This is a genomic window from Gellertiella sp. DMC107, from assembly GCF_056313605.1.
Genome location: NZ_JBQUZZ010000001.1, coordinates 991588 through 1009049 on the forward strand (window position 1 = coordinate 991588; position 17462 = coordinate 1009049).

10 protein-coding genes are annotated in these 17462 nt (G+C 62.2%); all 10 read left to right on the forward strand.

What is annotated here, in order from left to right; all coding sequences use genetic code 11:
* The first annotated feature begins 152 nt into the window (after nt 1-152).
* The 10 genes from ACT54B_RS04655 to glgX all read left to right on the forward strand — a co-directional run bounded on the left by ACT54B_RS04655 (nt 153) and on the right by glgX (nt 17402).
* Nucleotides 153-1580, forward strand: coding sequence for a mannose-1-phosphate guanylyltransferase/mannose-6-phosphate isomerase (locus ACT54B_RS04655; protein WP_476043161.1), 1428 nt, complete (start codon nt 153-155; stop codon nt 1578-1580).
* A gap of 135 nt (nt 1581-1715) precedes the next feature.
* Nucleotides 1716-4067, forward strand: coding sequence for a circularly permuted type 2 ATP-grasp protein (locus tag ACT54B_RS04660; protein WP_476043162.1), 2352 nt, complete (start codon nt 1716-1718; stop codon nt 4065-4067).
* Between the two features lie 4 nt (nt 4068-4071).
* Nucleotides 4072-4977, forward strand: coding sequence for a transglutaminase family protein (locus tag ACT54B_RS04665; protein WP_476043163.1), 906 nt, complete (start codon nt 4072-4074; stop codon nt 4975-4977).
* An 80-nt stretch (nt 4978-5057) separates the two neighbouring features.
* Entirely contained in the window at nt 5058-6224 is a 1167-nt protein-coding gene (locus tag ACT54B_RS04670) for a vWA domain-containing protein (RefSeq protein ID WP_476043164.1), read from the forward strand.
* 172 nt (nt 6225-6396) lie between these two features.
* Nucleotides 6397-8859, forward strand: a complete 2463-nt coding sequence (locus ACT54B_RS04675) for a glycogen/starch/alpha-glucan phosphorylase (protein ID WP_476043166.1) — start codon at nt 6397-6399, stop codon at nt 8857-8859.
* Nucleotides 8856-11069: a 1,4-alpha-glucan branching protein GlgB gene (gene glgB / locus ACT54B_RS04680; RefSeq protein WP_476043167.1), complete on the forward strand. Its 2214-nt coding sequence runs from the start codon at nt 8856-8858 to the stop codon at nt 11067-11069. The genes ACT54B_RS04675 and glgB overlap by 4 nt, the downstream gene beginning before the upstream one ends.
* Nucleotides 11070-11087: 18 nt before the next feature.
* Nucleotides 11088-12350, forward strand: coding sequence for a glucose-1-phosphate adenylyltransferase (gene glgC / locus ACT54B_RS04685; RefSeq protein WP_476043168.1), 1263 nt, complete (start codon nt 11088-11090; stop codon nt 12348-12350).
* A gap of 4 nt (nt 12351-12354) precedes the next feature.
* Nucleotides 12355-13797, forward strand: coding sequence for a glycogen synthase GlgA (gene glgA / locus ACT54B_RS04690; RefSeq protein ID WP_476043170.1), 1443 nt, complete (start codon nt 12355-12357; stop codon nt 13795-13797).
* A 6-nt stretch (nt 13798-13803) separates the two neighbouring features.
* Nucleotides 13804-15432: an alpha-D-glucose phosphate-specific phosphoglucomutase gene (locus ACT54B_RS04695; RefSeq protein WP_476043172.1), complete on the forward strand. Its 1629-nt coding sequence runs from the start codon at nt 13804-13806 to the stop codon at nt 15430-15432.
* The gene (glgX, locus tag ACT54B_RS04700) at nt 15429-17402 is read left to right on the forward strand and encodes a glycogen debranching protein GlgX (protein WP_476043513.1); all 1974 of its coding nucleotides are present in this window, start codon (nt 15429-15431) and stop codon (nt 17400-17402) included. The genes ACT54B_RS04695 and glgX overlap by 4 nt, the downstream gene beginning before the upstream one ends.
* The last annotated feature ends 60 nt before the right edge of the window (nt 17403-17462 follow it).

The following is a 17462-nucleotide window of genomic DNA, read 5'->3' on the forward strand; positions in this document are numbered from 1 at the left end:
GTTCGTTCCCGGCACAATTCACGTTTCGTGAAGCAAGAAATTCCACAGGCCCTTAACCGGAGATGTGGTCTATAGGTCGCGAAAAACAACCTCGCGTGGATCATGCCGGGCCTAGGATGCCTTCGATCGGGCGCGACAAAAGGAGAGCTGAGATGAGCCAGAAATTAGTTCCTGTCATCATGGCGGGCGGTAAGGGAACGAGGCTTTGGCCGCTTTCGAGGGCGCAGGCGCCCAAACAGTTCATCCGGTTTCTGGGGGAGCATACACTTTTTCAGCGCACGCTGAACCGCGTTTCGGATGCCGCGCTCTATGAAGCGCCGATTATCGTCACCAATGAGGAATTCCGGTTTCTGGTGGCGGAACAGGCCCGCCAGCTGGGTGTGAAACTCTCCGCAATCGTGCTGGAACCCATGGCCCGTAACACCGCGCCGGCCGTGGCCGCTTCCGCCATCATCGCCCGACAGCTGTTCGGAGACCGGGCCCTGATCCAGATCCTCGCATCCGATCACGAAATCACTGCGGATGAGAGCTACTTCCGTTCCGTGCATGTGGCCCGCGATGTCGCTCTGACAGACCGGCTGGTCACCTTCGGGATCCAGCCGACCGAGCCTGCGACCGGCTACGGATACATCAAGGCCGGCGAAGCCGTGGCGCCGGGCGCCAATGCCATCGACCGTTTCATCGAGAAGCCCCCGGTCGAGCAGGCCCGCGACATGCTGACGTCCGGCGGCTATTTCTGGAACTCGGGCATGTTCGTCTTCCACGTACCGTCGCTGGCCCAGGAATTTGCAGCCCAGGCGCCGGAAGTATGGAATGCGGTCGAGCGGGCCGTTTCCAAATCCGCGCGCGATCTTGATTTCACCCGCCTCGACGCGGATTGTTTCGCGGCCAGCCCGGATGTCTCCATCGACTATGCCATCATGGAAAAGACGGCGCGCGGGGCGGTGGTTCCGTCGTCCTTCGCCTGGTCCGATCTCGGGTCCTGGGATTCCATCTGGAAGCTCGGCGCACGGGACGAAAACGGCAATGTCAGCGACGGCAATGCCACTCTCGTCAACACCCGCAACTCGCTGGTGATTTCCCACAATGGCCATCTTGCCGTTCAGGGCATGGACAATGTCGCGGTCATCGCCAGCGAAGATGCCGTTTTCGTCGGCCGCCTCGATGAGGCGCAATCTGTCGGTACGCTGGTGAAAACCCTTGCTGCCAGCCCGGCCACGGAGAAACTCACCCGTGAACATCCCACCAGCTATCGCCCCTGGGGCGGCTATACATCGGTGCTCAACGGCGACCGTTTCCAGGTAAAGCGGATCTTCGTCGATCCGGACAAGAAGCTGTCGCTGCAGAAGCATCACCACCGGTCCGAACACTGGATCGTAGTGAAGGGCACTGCGGAAGTGACCATCGGCGATACGGTCCGGATGCTGCGTGAAAACGAGTCGGTCTATATTCCCCAGGGAGAGGTGCATCGGCTTGCCAACCCCGGCAAGATCGTGCTGGAACTGATCGAGGTGCAGACCGGATCCTATCTCGGAGAAGACGACATCATCCGTATCGTGGATGAATTCGGCCGTCAGTGAAGACAGGCTGCCAGCCGTCATCGGTCCCGCGAACCGCCTGTCGATTTCCGTCAAACGGCAGGCGCAAGGCCTTGAAGCAGCCGGTAAATGCCTTTACCCCTCGCTGAAACAGGATGCGGGAACGGAAGCGGGCGCATGGCGGACGAAAAGGGGGGCAAAGAAGGCACGGGCCACGGATTTGGCCTGCCCTTTGCCTATCATCCCCGGCCCGGCATCTTCGACGAAATGGTCGGCTCTCCTGGCGCCATCCGCGATGTCTGGCGACCGCTGGCAGAAGCGTTTTCCTCCGAAACCGCACTGGAGCACGTGGAGCGCTTTGCCCGGGCCGAACGCTATCTGCGTGATGCCGGCATCCACTATCGCGATTATGGCGGCGGGACCTCGCCCCGCCCCTGGCCGCTCTCCCCCTTTCCGGTCTTGCTGCCGGAAGCGGAATGGGCCGTCATCGGCAAGGGCCTTGTCGAGCGGGCCGACCTTCTGGAAGCGGTGGTCGCCGATATCTATGGCGAGAACCGTCTCGTGGCGGAAGGGTGCCTCCCGCCGCTGGCGGTGGCGGGCAATCCGCGCTTTCTCAGACCGCTCGTCCAGATTCCGCCGCGCGGCGGTCAGTTCCTGCATTTTCTGGCCTTCGACCTCGGGCGTGACCGGGAAGGACACTGGCATGTCCTCTCCGACAGAAGCGAGGCGCCATCGGCGGCAGGATTTGCGCTCGAAAACCGGATTGCCACCACACGGGCCTTCGCCGGCCTTTACGACCGCAGCACGGTGGAGCGCCTCGCCCCCTTTTTCGCCGGCTTCCGCGACAGCTTGCGGGCAAGGCTGGGTGACAGCGACGAGCGGGTGGCGGTGCTGACGCCCGGCCGGCAGGATCCGACCTATTTCGAACAGGCCTATCTGGCCCGCTATCTCGGCTTCACGCTGCTGGAGGGGGAGGATCTGACGGTCCTCGACGGCGAGCTGATGGTCCGCACCATTTCCGGCCCGAAACCGGTCGCCGCGCTGTGGCGTCGCATGGCCGCCAACCGGGCCGATCCCCTCGAGCTCGACGAAAGCTCTCTGGCGGGGACGCCGGGCCTGGTAGAGGCGGTGCGGGCGGGAACCGTCACCATGGTCAATGCCCTCGGGTCGGGCATTCTCGAAACCGGCATCGTCGCGGCGCATCTGCCCGATCTTGCCCGCAGGCTGCTTGGCCGTGACCTTGCCCTTTCCGCCGCCCGGACAGTCTGGGGGGCAGGCGCGGCAACGGCAGCGGGGAACGCCTATCTCATCGGTTCCGCTTACTCCGGACTGCCTCCCTTCGAGAAAAACAGCGGCTTTCGCGCGGGCAGCCCGGCGGACGTGGCGGACAAGCCGCATCTCGTGGCACGGGAAGCGATCGCTCTCTCCCGCACCCCCGTCTTCGAGGACGGTGCGCTCGTCTCGCGCCCGCTGATCGTCCGGGCCTATGTGGCGCGAACCGGCGACGGCTGGACCGTGATGCCGGGCGGCTTTGCGCGAACCGCCGCACTGGATGAAGATGGCCCCCTGGCCTTCCGCGAGGGGGGCCGCAGCGCAGATCTCTGGATCATCGGATCGAAGCCCGTGTCCCCGGTCTCGCTGATGTCGGCCGGCGATCACCATCCGGTGGTCCGGCAAGGCGGAAATCTCCCCGGTCGCGCGGCCGACAATCTGTTCTGGCTCGGACGTTACATCGAGCGGGCGGAAGGTGCGCTTCGCATTCTCAGGGCCTATCATGCCCGTCTGGCCGAGGCCGGCAATGCAGACCTGCCTCTTCTGAAATCGCTGACCGCCTACCTTGCCGAACTGGAAATCGATACGGCCGAGCCCGTCCCTGAGATGCTGATCGCGAATATCGACAGCGCCGTCTATTCCGCCGGTAACCTGCGCGACCGCTTCTCGCCGGATGGCTGGCTGGCCCTTACGGACCTGCAGAAGACCGTGCACCGTTTCCGGGAAAAAGTGTCCCCCGGCGACGATGCGGCCCATGCCATGACCATCCTGTTGCGCAAGCTTGCCGGCTTTGCCGGTCTGGTGCATGAAAACATGTATCGCTTCATGGGCTGGCGCTTCCTGACGATCGGGCGGCATCTGGAGCGGGGCCTGCACATGACCCTGTTGCTGGCGCATTTCACCCGCCCGGATGCGCCGGAAGGAGCAGACGACCTCGTGCTGGATATCGGCGATAACGTGATGACCCACCGCCGCCATTACAGCGTCGACACCTCGACCGCGAGCGTCATCGATCTCATGGGTCTCGACCCCTACAATCCCCGTTCCGTGCTTTTTCAGGTGACCGAAATCGCCCGCTCGGTCCGCCAGCTGCCGAACAGCGCGGAAAACCGGGCCCGGTTGCGCCGCGACATGGATCGTCTGGAGGAGGACCTGGCGCAGCAGCAATCGGGAGAGGTGGACTGGTCCCGCTTCAAGACGGTGGAAGCCGAGCTGGAACGCTTTTCCGATTCTCTCGCGCTCGCCTATCTGACCTGACGCCATGCTGTACGATCTCTCGCTCGAAATCGGCTCCGACTATGCCCATCCCGTCTCCACCGGACGCCATGTGCTGCGCGTCCAGCCACTGGAGATAACGGGCCGACAGCAGGTCCTGTCGCTCTCCCTTGCCATCGAACCTGAACCGGAGAGCAGACGCGACTTTCGCGGATTTTTCGGTGGCGCCGCAACCGGCTTCGTGGTGCGACAACCCCACCAGCAGTTGAAGGCCGCCCTTCGCGCCCGCCTCGACGTGACCGCCCCCGCCTGGCGGATCGCGGCCGCCGTCTCCCTCGCCGATCTTCCGGAGGCGCTGCGCGCCATTGCCGGCGTCGGCCCGGAAAGCCCGCATCATTTCCTCGGTGCAAGCCCTCGCCTGCCCGCCGTCTCTAAGGCCATAGCCTCCTATGCGGCGGAGGCCGCCGATCGTCACGCGGCCGTCCATACGCTTGCCCAGTCCCTCATGCACCGGATCCACCGCGATTTTAAGTACGACCCGAAAGCGACGGATGTGGATACGCCCGCCGAGGCGGCCTTTCGTCTCAAGCGAGGCGTCTGCCAGGATTTCACCCATGTGATGATCGCGGCTCTCCGCTCGCTTGGCATACCCGCAGGCTATGTCAGCGGCTACCTGCGGACGCTTCCCCCGCCCGGCAAGCCAAGGCTGGTCGGCGCCGATGCCATGCATGCCTGGGTTCGCGTCTGGTGCGGACCGGATGCGGGCTGGATCGAATATGACCCCACCAACGGGGTTCTGGCCAGCGAAGACCACATTGTCGCGGGCTATGGCAGGGACTATGCCGACATCGCGCCGCTCGCCGGGACTTTGAAAGGGCTCGGCGGACAGAGCGCTTTCCAGCGCGTCGACATTTCGGTTGCGTCGCCGCATGAAAATCGCGTTGTTCGCTAAAATCTTATCGTTTCAAGAAACTTAGATAAAATAACTATGCGCTAAAACTTTCATATCCTGAATGATATGGGAGAGGCGCAATGATGGCGTCGCATTCGCCCCTGAACCGCATCAAGCGGCTGGCGGGGGATAAGTCGGGTAATTTTGCGATTACCACCGCATTCGTGATTCCGGTTCTGATCGGCGTCGTGGGCATGGCCATTGATACGGCGAGCCTGTTGATGTTCAAGAACAAGCTGCAGGTGGCGGCCGACACGGCCACACTGGCTGCCGCATCCTCCCTGGCTTCGAAAGCCAAGACGGCGCAGGATGCCAAAGCCCTGTCCCTGCAATTCCTCTATGGCCAGATCAACGCGGGGAAAACGGCGGAGAATGCCTCCACCTATCCCGAAGCGGTGGCTGAACCAGCGGTATCGATTACGGAATCGGCCTATAATGTCACCGGAAAGAAGTTTTCCGTGACGATGAACACCAGCTATACGGTGCCTCTCAGCCCGCTGGCAGCTGTTCTGGGCTTCTCTACCGCGAGAGTTTCGGTGACAAGCACATCGGAAAGCTCGACGGAGACGAAAAACGCCCTGTCGATGTATTTCGTGCTCGACCGTTCCGGCTCCATGGCCGACAGTACGAACACCACCTACCAGACGACCTGCTACGACAGGAAAAACCGTCCCTATAGCTGCACGGCCTATTACACGAAGATCGACTCGCTGAAGATGGCGGTGGCTTCGCTTCTGGGCCAGCTGACCACGGCGGATCCGCAGACCAAGTATGTCCGGACGGGCAGCGTGGCCTACGATCTCTACATGCTGACGCCGCAGGCGATCAACTGGGGTGTATCGGGCGTTCAGTCCTACGTGAATGCGCTGACGGCAAACGGCGGCACCAGCTCGACCAATGCTTTCAAGCAGGCGGTCACCAGTCTGACGGCCTCGACGGAAGACAGCGCCCACAAGGCGAAGAATGGGCAGGTTCCGTCCAAATACATCGTGTTCATGACGGACGGTGACAACAACTACGCATCGGACGACACCTATACGAAGCAGGCCTGCGACGACGCGAAAAACAAGAAGATCGAAGTCTTCACCGTTGCCTTCATGGCGCCGAGCAAGGGGCAGGCATTGCTGAAATACTGTGCCACCGACTCGAACCACTATTTCGCAGCAGAAGATACGGCCCAGCTGGTCCAGGCATTCAAGACCATCGGCGACAAGGCTGCCGAACAGATGACGCTGCTGACCAACTGATCGCTGGCCTGTAGCACCCGCGACAAGCCCGCCGGCAAGCCCGGCGGGCATTTTACTTTGAGCTGTGCGTTGCCCTTTAGGCTCAAGAAAGATTGCATTTAATCGGTTTTAATCCGCGCAGTCTTGGTCTAACGTCGCGATTCAGATGCACCGAGTAACAGAGCAGACCTCCATGAATTCCCCGTCCAAACACGACATTCCCTCGCCAGCACCCCGTGTTTCCAGCCCCGAAGTTCTCGCCGGCGAAATCATCGAGACGCTCACCTACCGGATCGGCAAGGATGCCAAGGTAGCCAAGCCCCACGACTGGCTGACGGCCACGATTCTGGTGGTTCGCGACCGCATCATCGACCGCTGGATGCAATCCACCCGCAAGGCCTACGAAAACAATTCGAAGCGGGTCTATTATCTATCGCTGGAATTCCTGATCGGTCGCCTGATGCGCGATGCCATCTCCAATCTCGGCATGATGGACGATGTCCGCGCAGCGCTTGGCTCGCTCGGCGTCGATCTGGACGTGATTGCCGAGCTGGAGCCGGATGCGGCGCTTGGCAATGGCGGGCTCGGCCGGCTCGCCGCCTGCTTCATGGAAAGCATGGCCAGCGTGGACATTCCCGCCTATGGCTATGGCATCCGCTACATGCATGGCCTCTTCCGCCAGCAGATGGCGGATGGCTGGCAGGTGGAACTGCCCGAAACCTGGCTCGCCCATGGCAATCCGTGGGAATTCGAGCGGCGCGAAAGCTCCTACGAAGTCGGCTTCGGCGGCGCCGTGGAAACGGTCGGCTCCTATGACGAGGCCCCGCGCTACATCTGGAAGCCGGCGGAACGGGTCATCGCCATGGCCTATGACACGCCCGTCGTCGGCTGGCGTGCGGCGCGGGTGAACACGCTGCGCCTGTGGACCGCCCAGCCCATCGATCCCATCCTCCTCGACGCCTTCAATGCCGGCGACCACATCGGCGCGCTGCGGGAAAGCAACAAGGCCGAGGCGCTGGCCCGCGTTCTTTACCCGGCCGATGCCACCCCGGCCGGACAGGAATTGCGGCTGCGACAGGAATATTTCTTCTCCTCCGCCTCGCTGCAGGACATTCTCCGCCGCCACCTCCAGCAGTATCCGGATTTCAAGTCGCTGCCGGACAAGGTCTCGATCCAGCTGAACGACACCCATCCGGCCGTTTCGGTCGCCGAGCTGATGCGCCTTCTGATGGACGTGCACCGGCTGGATTTCGTCGAGGCCTGGGATATCACCTGGCGCACCTTCAGCTACACCAACCACACGCTTCTGCCGGAAGCGCTGGAAAGCTGGCCCGTGCCGCTCTTCGAGCGCCTGCTGCCCCGCCACATGCAGATCGTCTACGCGATCAATGCTCACATCCTGGTCGATGCCCGCAAGGGCAAGGACATGACCGACAACGAGATCCGGTCGATCTCGCTGATCGACGAGAACGGGGACCGCCGCGTGCGGATGGGCAACCTCGCCTTTGCCGGCTCGCACAGCGTCAATGGCGTTTCGGCCTTGCATACGGAGCTCATGAAGGAGACGGTGTTCTCCGATCTCCACAAGCTCTATCCGACCCGCATCAACAACAAGACGAACGGGATCACCCCGCGCCGCTGGCTGATGCAGTGCAATCCGGGCCTCACCGCCCTGATCCGCGAGGCAATCGGCGACAGCTTCCTCGATGAGGCCGAACAGCTGAAGGCACTCGATGCCTTTGCCGAGGACAGCGCCTTCCAGCAGAAATTCGCCGCCATCAAGCGGAAGAACAAGGACGCGCTGGCAAACCTCATCGGCAAGCGCATGGGCGTCCGGATCGATCCGGCGGCCATGTTCGACATCCAGATCAAGCGGATCCACGAATACAAGCGCCAGCTGCTCAACATCATCGAAGCGGTCGCGCTTTACGACCAGATCCGCTCCCACCCGGAACTGGACTGGACGCCGCGCGTCAAGCTCTTCGCCGGCAAGGCGGCGCCGAGCTATCACAACGCGAAGTTGATCATCAAGCTCGCCAATGACGTCGCTCGGGTGATCAACAACGACCCGTCCGTGCGCGGCCTGCTCAAGGTGGTCTTCGTGCCGAACTATAATGTCTCGCTCGCCGAGATGATGGTTCCGGCCGCCGACCTCTCCGAGCAGATCTCGACCGCCGGCATGGAAGCGTCTGGCACCGGCAACATGAAGTTTGCGCTGAATGGCGCGCTGACCATCGGCACGCTCGATGGCGCCAATGTGGAAATGCGCGACTGGGTGGGCGAGGACAACATCGTCATCTTCGGCCTGACCGCCGAGGAGGTGGCCAAGAAGCGCGCGGACGGACACGACCCCCGTCCGATTATCGAGGGATCGAGGGAACTTTCCCAGGCGCTCGCCGCTATAGCCTCCGGGGTCTTCTCTCCGGATGACCGGAGCCGCTTCACCAGCCTGGTGGACGGTCTCTACAGTCACGACTGGTTCATGGTTGCCGCCGACTTCGACGCCTATGCCAAGGCACAGCGCGAGGTCGACTGCCTCTGGGCCAATCCGGCCAGCTGGAACGCGAAGACCATCCGCAACACCGCCCGGATGGGCTGGTTCTCCTCGGACCGCACCATCCGTCAATATGCCAAGGAAATCTGGAGAGCTGGATGACGAAGGAACCGCAGAAATCCGCAGCAGACAAAACGGCGCCAGTGCCGCTTGCCACGGATATTGCGGCCATTCTCAACGGCAGGCACGGCAATCCCTTTGCCGTGCTCGGCATTCATGAAACGGGCAACAGCTTCGAGGCCCGCTGCTTCATTCCGGGCGCCGAGCGGGTCGAGGCCGAGCTTCTCGACGGAACCGCCATCGGCGCGCTGGATCGGCTGGATGACCAGGGCTTCTTCCGCGGTCCGGTGCATCTGCTACACCGCCGCCCGATCCGGTATCGGGCCATGCGGGGAGACAGCCAGTGGACCGTGCCCGATCCCTACAGCTTCGGCCCCATTCTCGGCCCGATGGACGATTACTTCCTTCGGGAGGGATCGCATGTGCGCCTGCATGAAAAGATGGGCGCGCATATCCGACAGCACGAGGGCGCGGAAGGATGTCATTTCGCGGTCTGGGCTCCCAATGCCGGCCGCGTATCGGTGGTCGGCCATTTCAATCGCTGGGATGGAAGAGTGCATGTCATGCGCGCCCGGCGGGACAGCGGCATCTGGGAAATCTTCATTCCCGGTATCGGGCCCAACGAGCCCTATAAATTCGAGATCGTCGGTCCGAATGGCGTGGCCCTGCCCCTGAAGGCCGATCCCTTTGCGCGAAAGGCCGAACTCCGACCCGAAACCGCGTCGATCACCACGCCCGATATCGCACAGGTCTGGGAAGACGAGGCGCATATGCGCCACTGGGCCAATCTGGACGCCCGCCGCCAGCCGATTTCGATCTACGAGGTGCATGCGGGCTCCTGGCAGCGCCGTGACGACGGAACGTTCCTGTCCTGGGACGAAATGGCCGATCGGCTGATCCCCTACTGCATCGACATGGGCTTTACCCATATCGAATTCCTGCCCATCACCGAGCACCCCTTCGATCCGTCCTGGGGCTACCAGACCACCGGGCTCTATGCGCCCACCGCCCGTTTCGGCGAGCCGGAAGGATTTGCCCGTTTCGTCAATGGCTGCCACAAGGCCGGTCTCGGCGTGATCCTCGACTGGGTGCCCGCCCATTTCCCGACCGATGCGCACGGGCTCGGCTGGTTCGACGGCACGGCGCTTTACGAACATGCCGATCCGCGCAAGGGATTCCATCCGGACTGGAACACGGCGATCTACAATTTCGGCCGCACGGAAGTGCGCTCCTACCTCATCAACAATGCGCTCTACTGGCGGGAAGTGTTCCATCTGGACGGTCTGCGCGTCGATGCAGTCGCCTCCATGCTCTATCTCGACTATTCGCGCAAAGAGGGGGAATGGATTCCCAACGAGCATGGCGGGCGAGAGAACCTCGAAGCGGTACGCTTCCTGCAGGAGCTGAACGCCCGCGTCTACGGCACCCATCAGGGCATCATGACGATTGCCGAGGAATCCACCTCCTGGCCGAAAGTTTCCCACCCGACCAATACCGGGGGGCTCGGCTTCGGGTTCAAGTGGAACATGGGTTTCATGCATGACACCCTCTCCTACCTGAAGCGCGACCCCGTTCACCGCAAATATCATCACAACGAGATGACCTTCGGGATGGTCTATGCCTTCTCCGAGAATTTCGTGTTGCCGCTGTCCCATGACGAGGTCGTGCACGGCAAGGGATCCCTCATCCAGAAAATGGCCGGCGATACCTGGCAGAAATTCGCGACGCTGCGCGCCTACTACGCCTTCATGTGGGGCTATCCCGGCAAGAAGCTGTTGTTCATGGGCCAAGAATTCGCCCAGTGGCGCGAATGGAGCGAGGCGCGCGGGCTCGACTGGCACCTGCTATCGGAAGGCCCGCATGCCGGCATGAAACAGCTCGTGAAGGACCTCAATCACGCCTATCGCAGTCACGTCGCCCTTCACGCGCGCGACTGCGAGGGCGACGGTTTCGAATGGCTGCAGGCCGACGATGCGGCCAATTCCGTCTATGCCTGGGTACGCCGCGCTCCGGACCAGCCGCCGGTGGTGGTGGTGAGCAACTTCACCCCGGTACCCCAGAAAGCCTATGGGCTGCGCATGCCCGCAGAAGGCCGCTGGAGGGAGATCATGAACACCGATGCCGGACTGTATGGCGGATCCGGCATGGGCAATCAGGGCCACGTAGAAGCCCGCAAGACCGCCAATGGGGACATATCGGCACAGCTTGTCCTGCCACCTTTGGCAACGCTGATGCTCGAACTGGAAGCGTGATTATTTCGGGAGGAAAACATGGTCGAAAAGCGCATACAACCCCTGTCCCGTGATGCCATGGCCTATGTCTTGGCGGGCGGGCGAGGCAGCCGCCTCAAGGAGCTGACCGACCGCCGCGCCAAGCCCGCGGTCTATTTCGGCGGCAAGGCCCGCATCATCGATTTCGCGCTGTCGAACGCGCTGAATTCAGGCATCCGCCGCATCGGCGTGGCGACCCAGTACAAGGCGCATTCGCTGATCCGCCACCTGCAGCGCGGCTGGAACTTCTTCCGCCCGGAGCGAAACGAAAGCTTCGACATCCTGCCGGCAAGCCAGCGCGTTTCGGAAACCCAGTGGTACGAAGGCACGGCCGACGCCGTCTACCAGAACATCGATATCATCGAGCCTTATGGCCCCGAATACATGGTCATCCTGGCAGGCGACCACATCTACAAGATGGACTACGAGCTGATGCTCCAGCAGCATGTGGATTCCGGTGCCGACGTCACCATCGGCTGCCTGGAAGTCCCGCGCATGGAAGCGACCGGTTTCGGTGTCATGCACGTGAACGAGAAGGACGAGATCATCGATTTCGTGGAAAAGCCCGCCGACCCGCCGGGCATCCCGGGTGCCGAACATCTGGCGCTTGCCTCGATGGGCATCTACGTCTTCCACACGAAATTCCTGCTGGATTGCCTGCGCCGCGATGCGGCAGACCCCTCCTCCAGCCGCGATTTCGGCAAGGACATCATCCCCTACATCGTCGAGCACGGCAAAGCCGTCGCCCATCGCTTTGCCCGCTCCTGCGTGCGGTCGGATTTCGAGCGCGAGCCCTATTGGCGCGACGTGGGAACGATCGACGCCTACTGGCAGGCGAATATCGACCTGACCGATATCGTCCCGGAACTCGACATCTACGACAAGTCCTGGCCGATCTGGACCTATGCGGAAATCACCCCGCCGGCAAAATTCGTCCATGACGATGAAAACCGCCGGGGCTCGGCGGTCTCGTCGCTTGTCTCGGGCGACTGCATCATCTCCGGTGCGACCCTGCAGAAATCGCTGCTCTTCACGGGCGTCCGGGCGAATTCCTATTCGAGGCTCGAAAACGCCGTGGTGCTGCCGAGCGTCAAGATCGGCCGCCGCGCCCAGTTGCGGAACGTCGTGATCGATCATGGCGTGACCATTCCGGAGGGGCTGGTGGTGGGAGAAGATCCAGAGCTCGATGCAAAGCGATTCCGCCGATCCGAAAACGGGATCTGCCTGATCACCCAATCCATGATCGACAAGCTTGGAATATGAGCTGATGAACATCCTTTCGGTCGCGTCCGAAATCTACCCGCTGGTCAAAACCGGCGGGCTCGCTGATGTGGCGGGGGCGCTCCCGCTCGCGCTCAAGGGCCTGGGCATCCGCACCCGCACGCTGATTCCCGGCTATCCGGCCGTGATGCAGAAGCTGGCGACAGCATCCGAGCGGCTGATTTTACCGGATGTGCTGGGGCACGAGGCACGCCTCATCGAGGCGACGGTGGAGGGGCTGGAGCTTCTGGTTCTGCACTGCCCGGCCCTCTACGACCGGGCTGGCGGCCCCTATCTGGACGCCACCGGACATGACTATGCCGACAACTGGAAGCGCTTTGCGGCGCTTTCCTGGGTCGGGGCGGAAATTGCCGGCGGCCTGCTCGACGATTTTCAACCGGACCTCGTTCACGCCCATGACTGGCAAGCGGCCCTGACCCCCGTCTACCAGCGATATGGCCGGGCGCATGCTGTTCCGAGCGTCCTGACCATTCACAACATCGCTTTCCAGGGCCAGTTTGGCTTCAATATCTTCTCCGAACTCCGACTTCCGCCGCACGCCTTCGCCATGGACGGCATCGAATATTACGGCGATATCGGCTTCTTGAAGGGCGGCTTGCAGTCGGCGACAGCGATCACGACGGTCAGTCCATCCTATGCGGGGGAGATCCTGCAGCCCGCCTTCGGTATGGGTCTCGAAGGGGTGATCGCCGCCCGGGAATCGGTGCTCCACGGGATCGTCAACGGCATAGACACGGAAACCTGGGATCCCGCGACGGACGAATCGATCCCCGCCCATTATTCCGCCGCGACGCTGAAAGCCCGTGCTGCGAACCGGGAAGCGCTGGCGGCACACTTCAACCTGAACCGCGACGACGGCCCGATTTTTTCCATCGTTTCCCGCCTGACCTGGCAAAAGGGCATGGATCTCATTCCCGAGGTGCTGGAGGATATTCTTGTCCATGGCGGCAAGCTCGCCATACTCGGCAGCGGCGATTCGGCCCTGGAGGGGGCGCTGCTCAACGCGGCCGCACAAAATCGGGGCCGGATCGGCATTACCATCGGTTATAACGAACAACTTTCCCATCTGCTGCAGGCGGGTTCGGATGCCATTCTCGTACCGTCGCGCTTCGAGCCCTGCGGGCTTACCCAGCTTTATGCCCTGCGCTATGGCTGCGTGCCGGTCGTGGCACGAACCGGCGGCCTGGCCGACACGGTCATCGATGCCAATCATGCCGCGCTTCAGGCGAAATGCGCCACCGGCGTGCAGTTTTCGCCCGTCACAGCGGACGGTTTTCGCCAGGCCATCCACAGAACCTTCCGCCTCTATGCAGACAGGAAGCTCTGGACGCAAATTCAAAAGCAGGGCATGAAAGCGGACGTTTCCTGGATGCGGAGCGCCGGCCGTTACGCCGATCTCTATTCCAGCCTCATATCAAGAACCGCGTGAGCAATCATGATCAAGATCGTTCCAACGACTCCCTATCAGGACCAGAAGCCGGGCACCTCGGGCCTTCGCAAGAAGGTGCCGGTCTTCCAGCAACCGAATTATGCGGAGAACTTCATCCAGTCGATCTTCGATTCGCTCGACGGCTATCAGGGCAAGACGCTCGTGATCGGCGGCGATGGCCGCTATTACAACCGTGAGGTCATCCAGACGGCGATCAAGATGGCGGCGGCCAATGGCTTCGGCAAGGTCATGGTGGGTCAGGGCGGGATTCTGTCGACCCCTGCCGCCTCCCATATCATCCGCAAGTACAAGGCCTTTGGCGGGATCATCCTCTCGGCCAGCCATAATCCCGGCGGTCCGACCGAAGATTTCGGCATCAAGTACAATATCGGCAATGGCGGTCCGGCACCGGAAAAGATCACGGATGCGATCTATGTCCGCTCCAAGGTGATCGAAGCCTACAAGATTGCCGATATCGCCGACATCAATCTGGATCGAATCGGCAGCCAGACCGTGGCCGGCATGACGGTTTCCGTCATCGACCCGGTGGAAGACTACGCCAACCTGATGGAAACGCTGTTCGATTTTCCGGCGATCCGCAATCTGCTCAACCTCGGCTTCCGCATTGTGTTCGATGCGATGCATGCCGTCACCGGCCCCTATGCCAAGGAAATTTTCGAGAACCGTCTCGGCGCGCCTCTCGGCTCGGTGCGCAATTTCGTGCCCTTGCCGGATTTCGGCGGACATCACCCGGACCCGAACCTCGTCCATGCCAAGGAACTCTATGACGAGATGATGGGCGACAACGCCCCGGGCTTTGGCGCCGCTTCCGATGGCGACGGGGACCGCAACCTGATTCTCGGCGAAGGCATCTTCGTCACCCCGTCCGACAGCCTCGCGATCCTTGCCGCCAATGCAAATCTTGCGCCCGGCTACTCGTCCGGGATCACGGGCATCGCCCGCTCCATGCCGACCAGCCAAGCCGCGGACCGCGTCGCCGCCCGTCTGGGCATCCATATGTTCGAGACCCCGACCGGCTGGAAATTCTTCGGCAATCTTCTGGACGAGGACCTGGTCACGATCTGTGGCGAGGAAAGCGCCGGCACCGGCTCGAACCACGTGCGCGAGAAGGACGGTCTCTGGGCCGTGCTTCTGTGGCTGAACATCCTCGCCGTTCGTGGCGAGAGCGTGGCCGATATCGTCCGCCAGCACTGGGCCACCTATGGCCGGAACTACTACTCGCGTCATGACTATGAGGAAGTGGATTCTGCTGCTGCAAACGGCCTGATCGATTCCCTCCGGTCCCGGCTCGATACGCTGCCCGGATCGCATGTCGGCCATCTGAAAGTCACAGCGGCAGACGATTTCGCCTATCATGACAAGATCGACGGTTCGGTTTCCAAGAACCAGGGTATCCGCATCCTCTTCGAAGGGGGATCCCGGATCGTCTTCCGTCTCTCGGGCACCGGCACGTCGGGCGCAACGCTGCGTGTCTATATCGAACGCTACGAGGACGATTGCATGCGACACGACCTCGATACGCAGGAAGCCCTGGCGGACCTGATTGCCGCGGCGGAAAGCCTGGCTGACATTCGCGCCCGTACGGGCCGCGATACGCCGAGCGTGATCACCTGAGCGGCAGCGCAGGCCATAGGGCCGAGAGGCCGGGCGCCCATCTCGAGGCGGAAGGGGCATGTTTCCGCTTCCACGCTCCCGATGCCGTCCGCGTCCATCTTTGCCTTTTCGACCGGACGGGTGCTGAAACGGCGCGCCTGCCCCTCATGCGCGATGGCGACTGGCATCATCTGTATGTCGAGGGCCTGAAGGATGGTCAGGCTTACGGTCTGCGCGCGGAAGGGCCTTATGATCCTGACCGCGGCCTGTGGTTCGACCCGGCCAAGCTGCTCGTCGATCCCTATGCGACGGAACTTGACCGTCCCTTCCGCCATGACCCGCGGCTGACCATCCACGGGGCAGAAACGGACGATCTCGTGCCGCGGGCCATCCTGCGCCGGCATTCGACCGTGCCCCCTGCGCCTCCGCGTTTCGTGCCGGGTGGGCTGGTCTATGAGGTGGCCGTCAAGCCTTTCTCCATGCTCCACCCCGCAATTCCGGACGCGGACCGCGGAAAACTCAGAGCCCTTGCCCACCCCGTCATGATCGCGCACTTCAAGCGTCTTGGGGTGACGGCCGTCGAACTCATGCCAATCACCGCCTGGATCGATGAACGGCATTTGCCGCCGCTCGGACTTTCCAATGGCTGGGGCTATAATCCCATCGCCCTGATGGCACTCGACCCGCGCCTCGTCCCCGGCGGCGTTGCCGAACTGCGCGAAACGGTCAGTGCCCTGCACGCGGAAGGCATCGGGGTCATTCTCGATCTCGTCTTCAACCATACGGGCGAAAGCGACCGCTTCGGTGCAACGCTTTCCTTCCGCGGACTGGACAACCGGACCGCCTATCGGCACCTGCCCGATCAGCCGGCGGTCCTGGTCAACGATACGGGCTGCGGCAACACGCTTGCCTGCGACCACCCCGTCATGCGGCATTTGATCCTGGAAAGCCTGCACCATTTCGTGATGCATGCGGGCGTCGACGGCTTCCGTTTCGACCTTGCCCCGATCCTTTTCCGCTCAGCGAGGGGCTTCGAGCCTGACGGCGCGCTTGCACGCGACATGCTGTCCGATCCGGTTCTTGCTGACCGCATCCTGATTGCAGAGCCGTGGGATATCGGGCCGGGCGGCTACCAGCTCGGCCACTTTCCCGAGCGCTTTTTTGAATGGAACGACCGGGCGCGTGACCAGCTCCGCCGCCTCTGGCGAGGCGATCCGGGCCTGACCGGCAGTCTGGCGACGGTCCTTGCAGGGTCTTCGGATGTTTTCGCCGGGCAGAAGGCGCGCGGCGTAACCTTCCTGGCGGCCCATGACGGCTTCGCGCTCGCGGATCTCGTTTCCCATGAACACAAACACAATGAGGCCAATGGCGAGGAAAACCGGGATGGGCACAATGAAAACTATTCCTGGAACAACGGTTTTGAAGGCGAAACGACCGATCTGAACATAAGGGCAGCCCGACAGCGCGATATCAAGGCGCTCCTTTCGACACTGTTTGCCTGCCGCGGCACGATCATGGTGACCGCCGGGGACGAGATGGGCCGGAGCCAAGGCGGCAACAACAACGCTTACGCACAGGACAACCCGATCACCTGGCTGGACTGGTCGGACGCAGACGAAGACCTGCTCGCCTATACGGCATTTCTCGCCGGCTTGCGCCGTCGCTTTCCTGTCTTTTCAGCAACATCGTTCCTGACCGGCGATGGAGACGTTCGATGGCTGCATCCGAACGGCTACGACATGCAGCCGGCAGATTGGGAGGCGCCAGACAACAGGCGGCTCGCCATGCTGCTGAAAACGAAGGACACGCTGACCGGGATGGAGGGATGGCTGGCCGTTCTCTTCAACCCGGAATGGCAAGCGGCAACCTTTCAGCTTCCCGAGGGGGTTTGGCACGAACTGGCTTCCGGCGACAGTGCCCTGATTGGACGGGAGACGCGTGTGCCTGCCCGGACCGTGGTTTTCCTCATCGGCAAAATTGCGGAAGGGTGATTGCAGCGCGCTGCACCCTCCCCTATGAATTGAACAAAATCATGCGGTTCGCTGGATGGA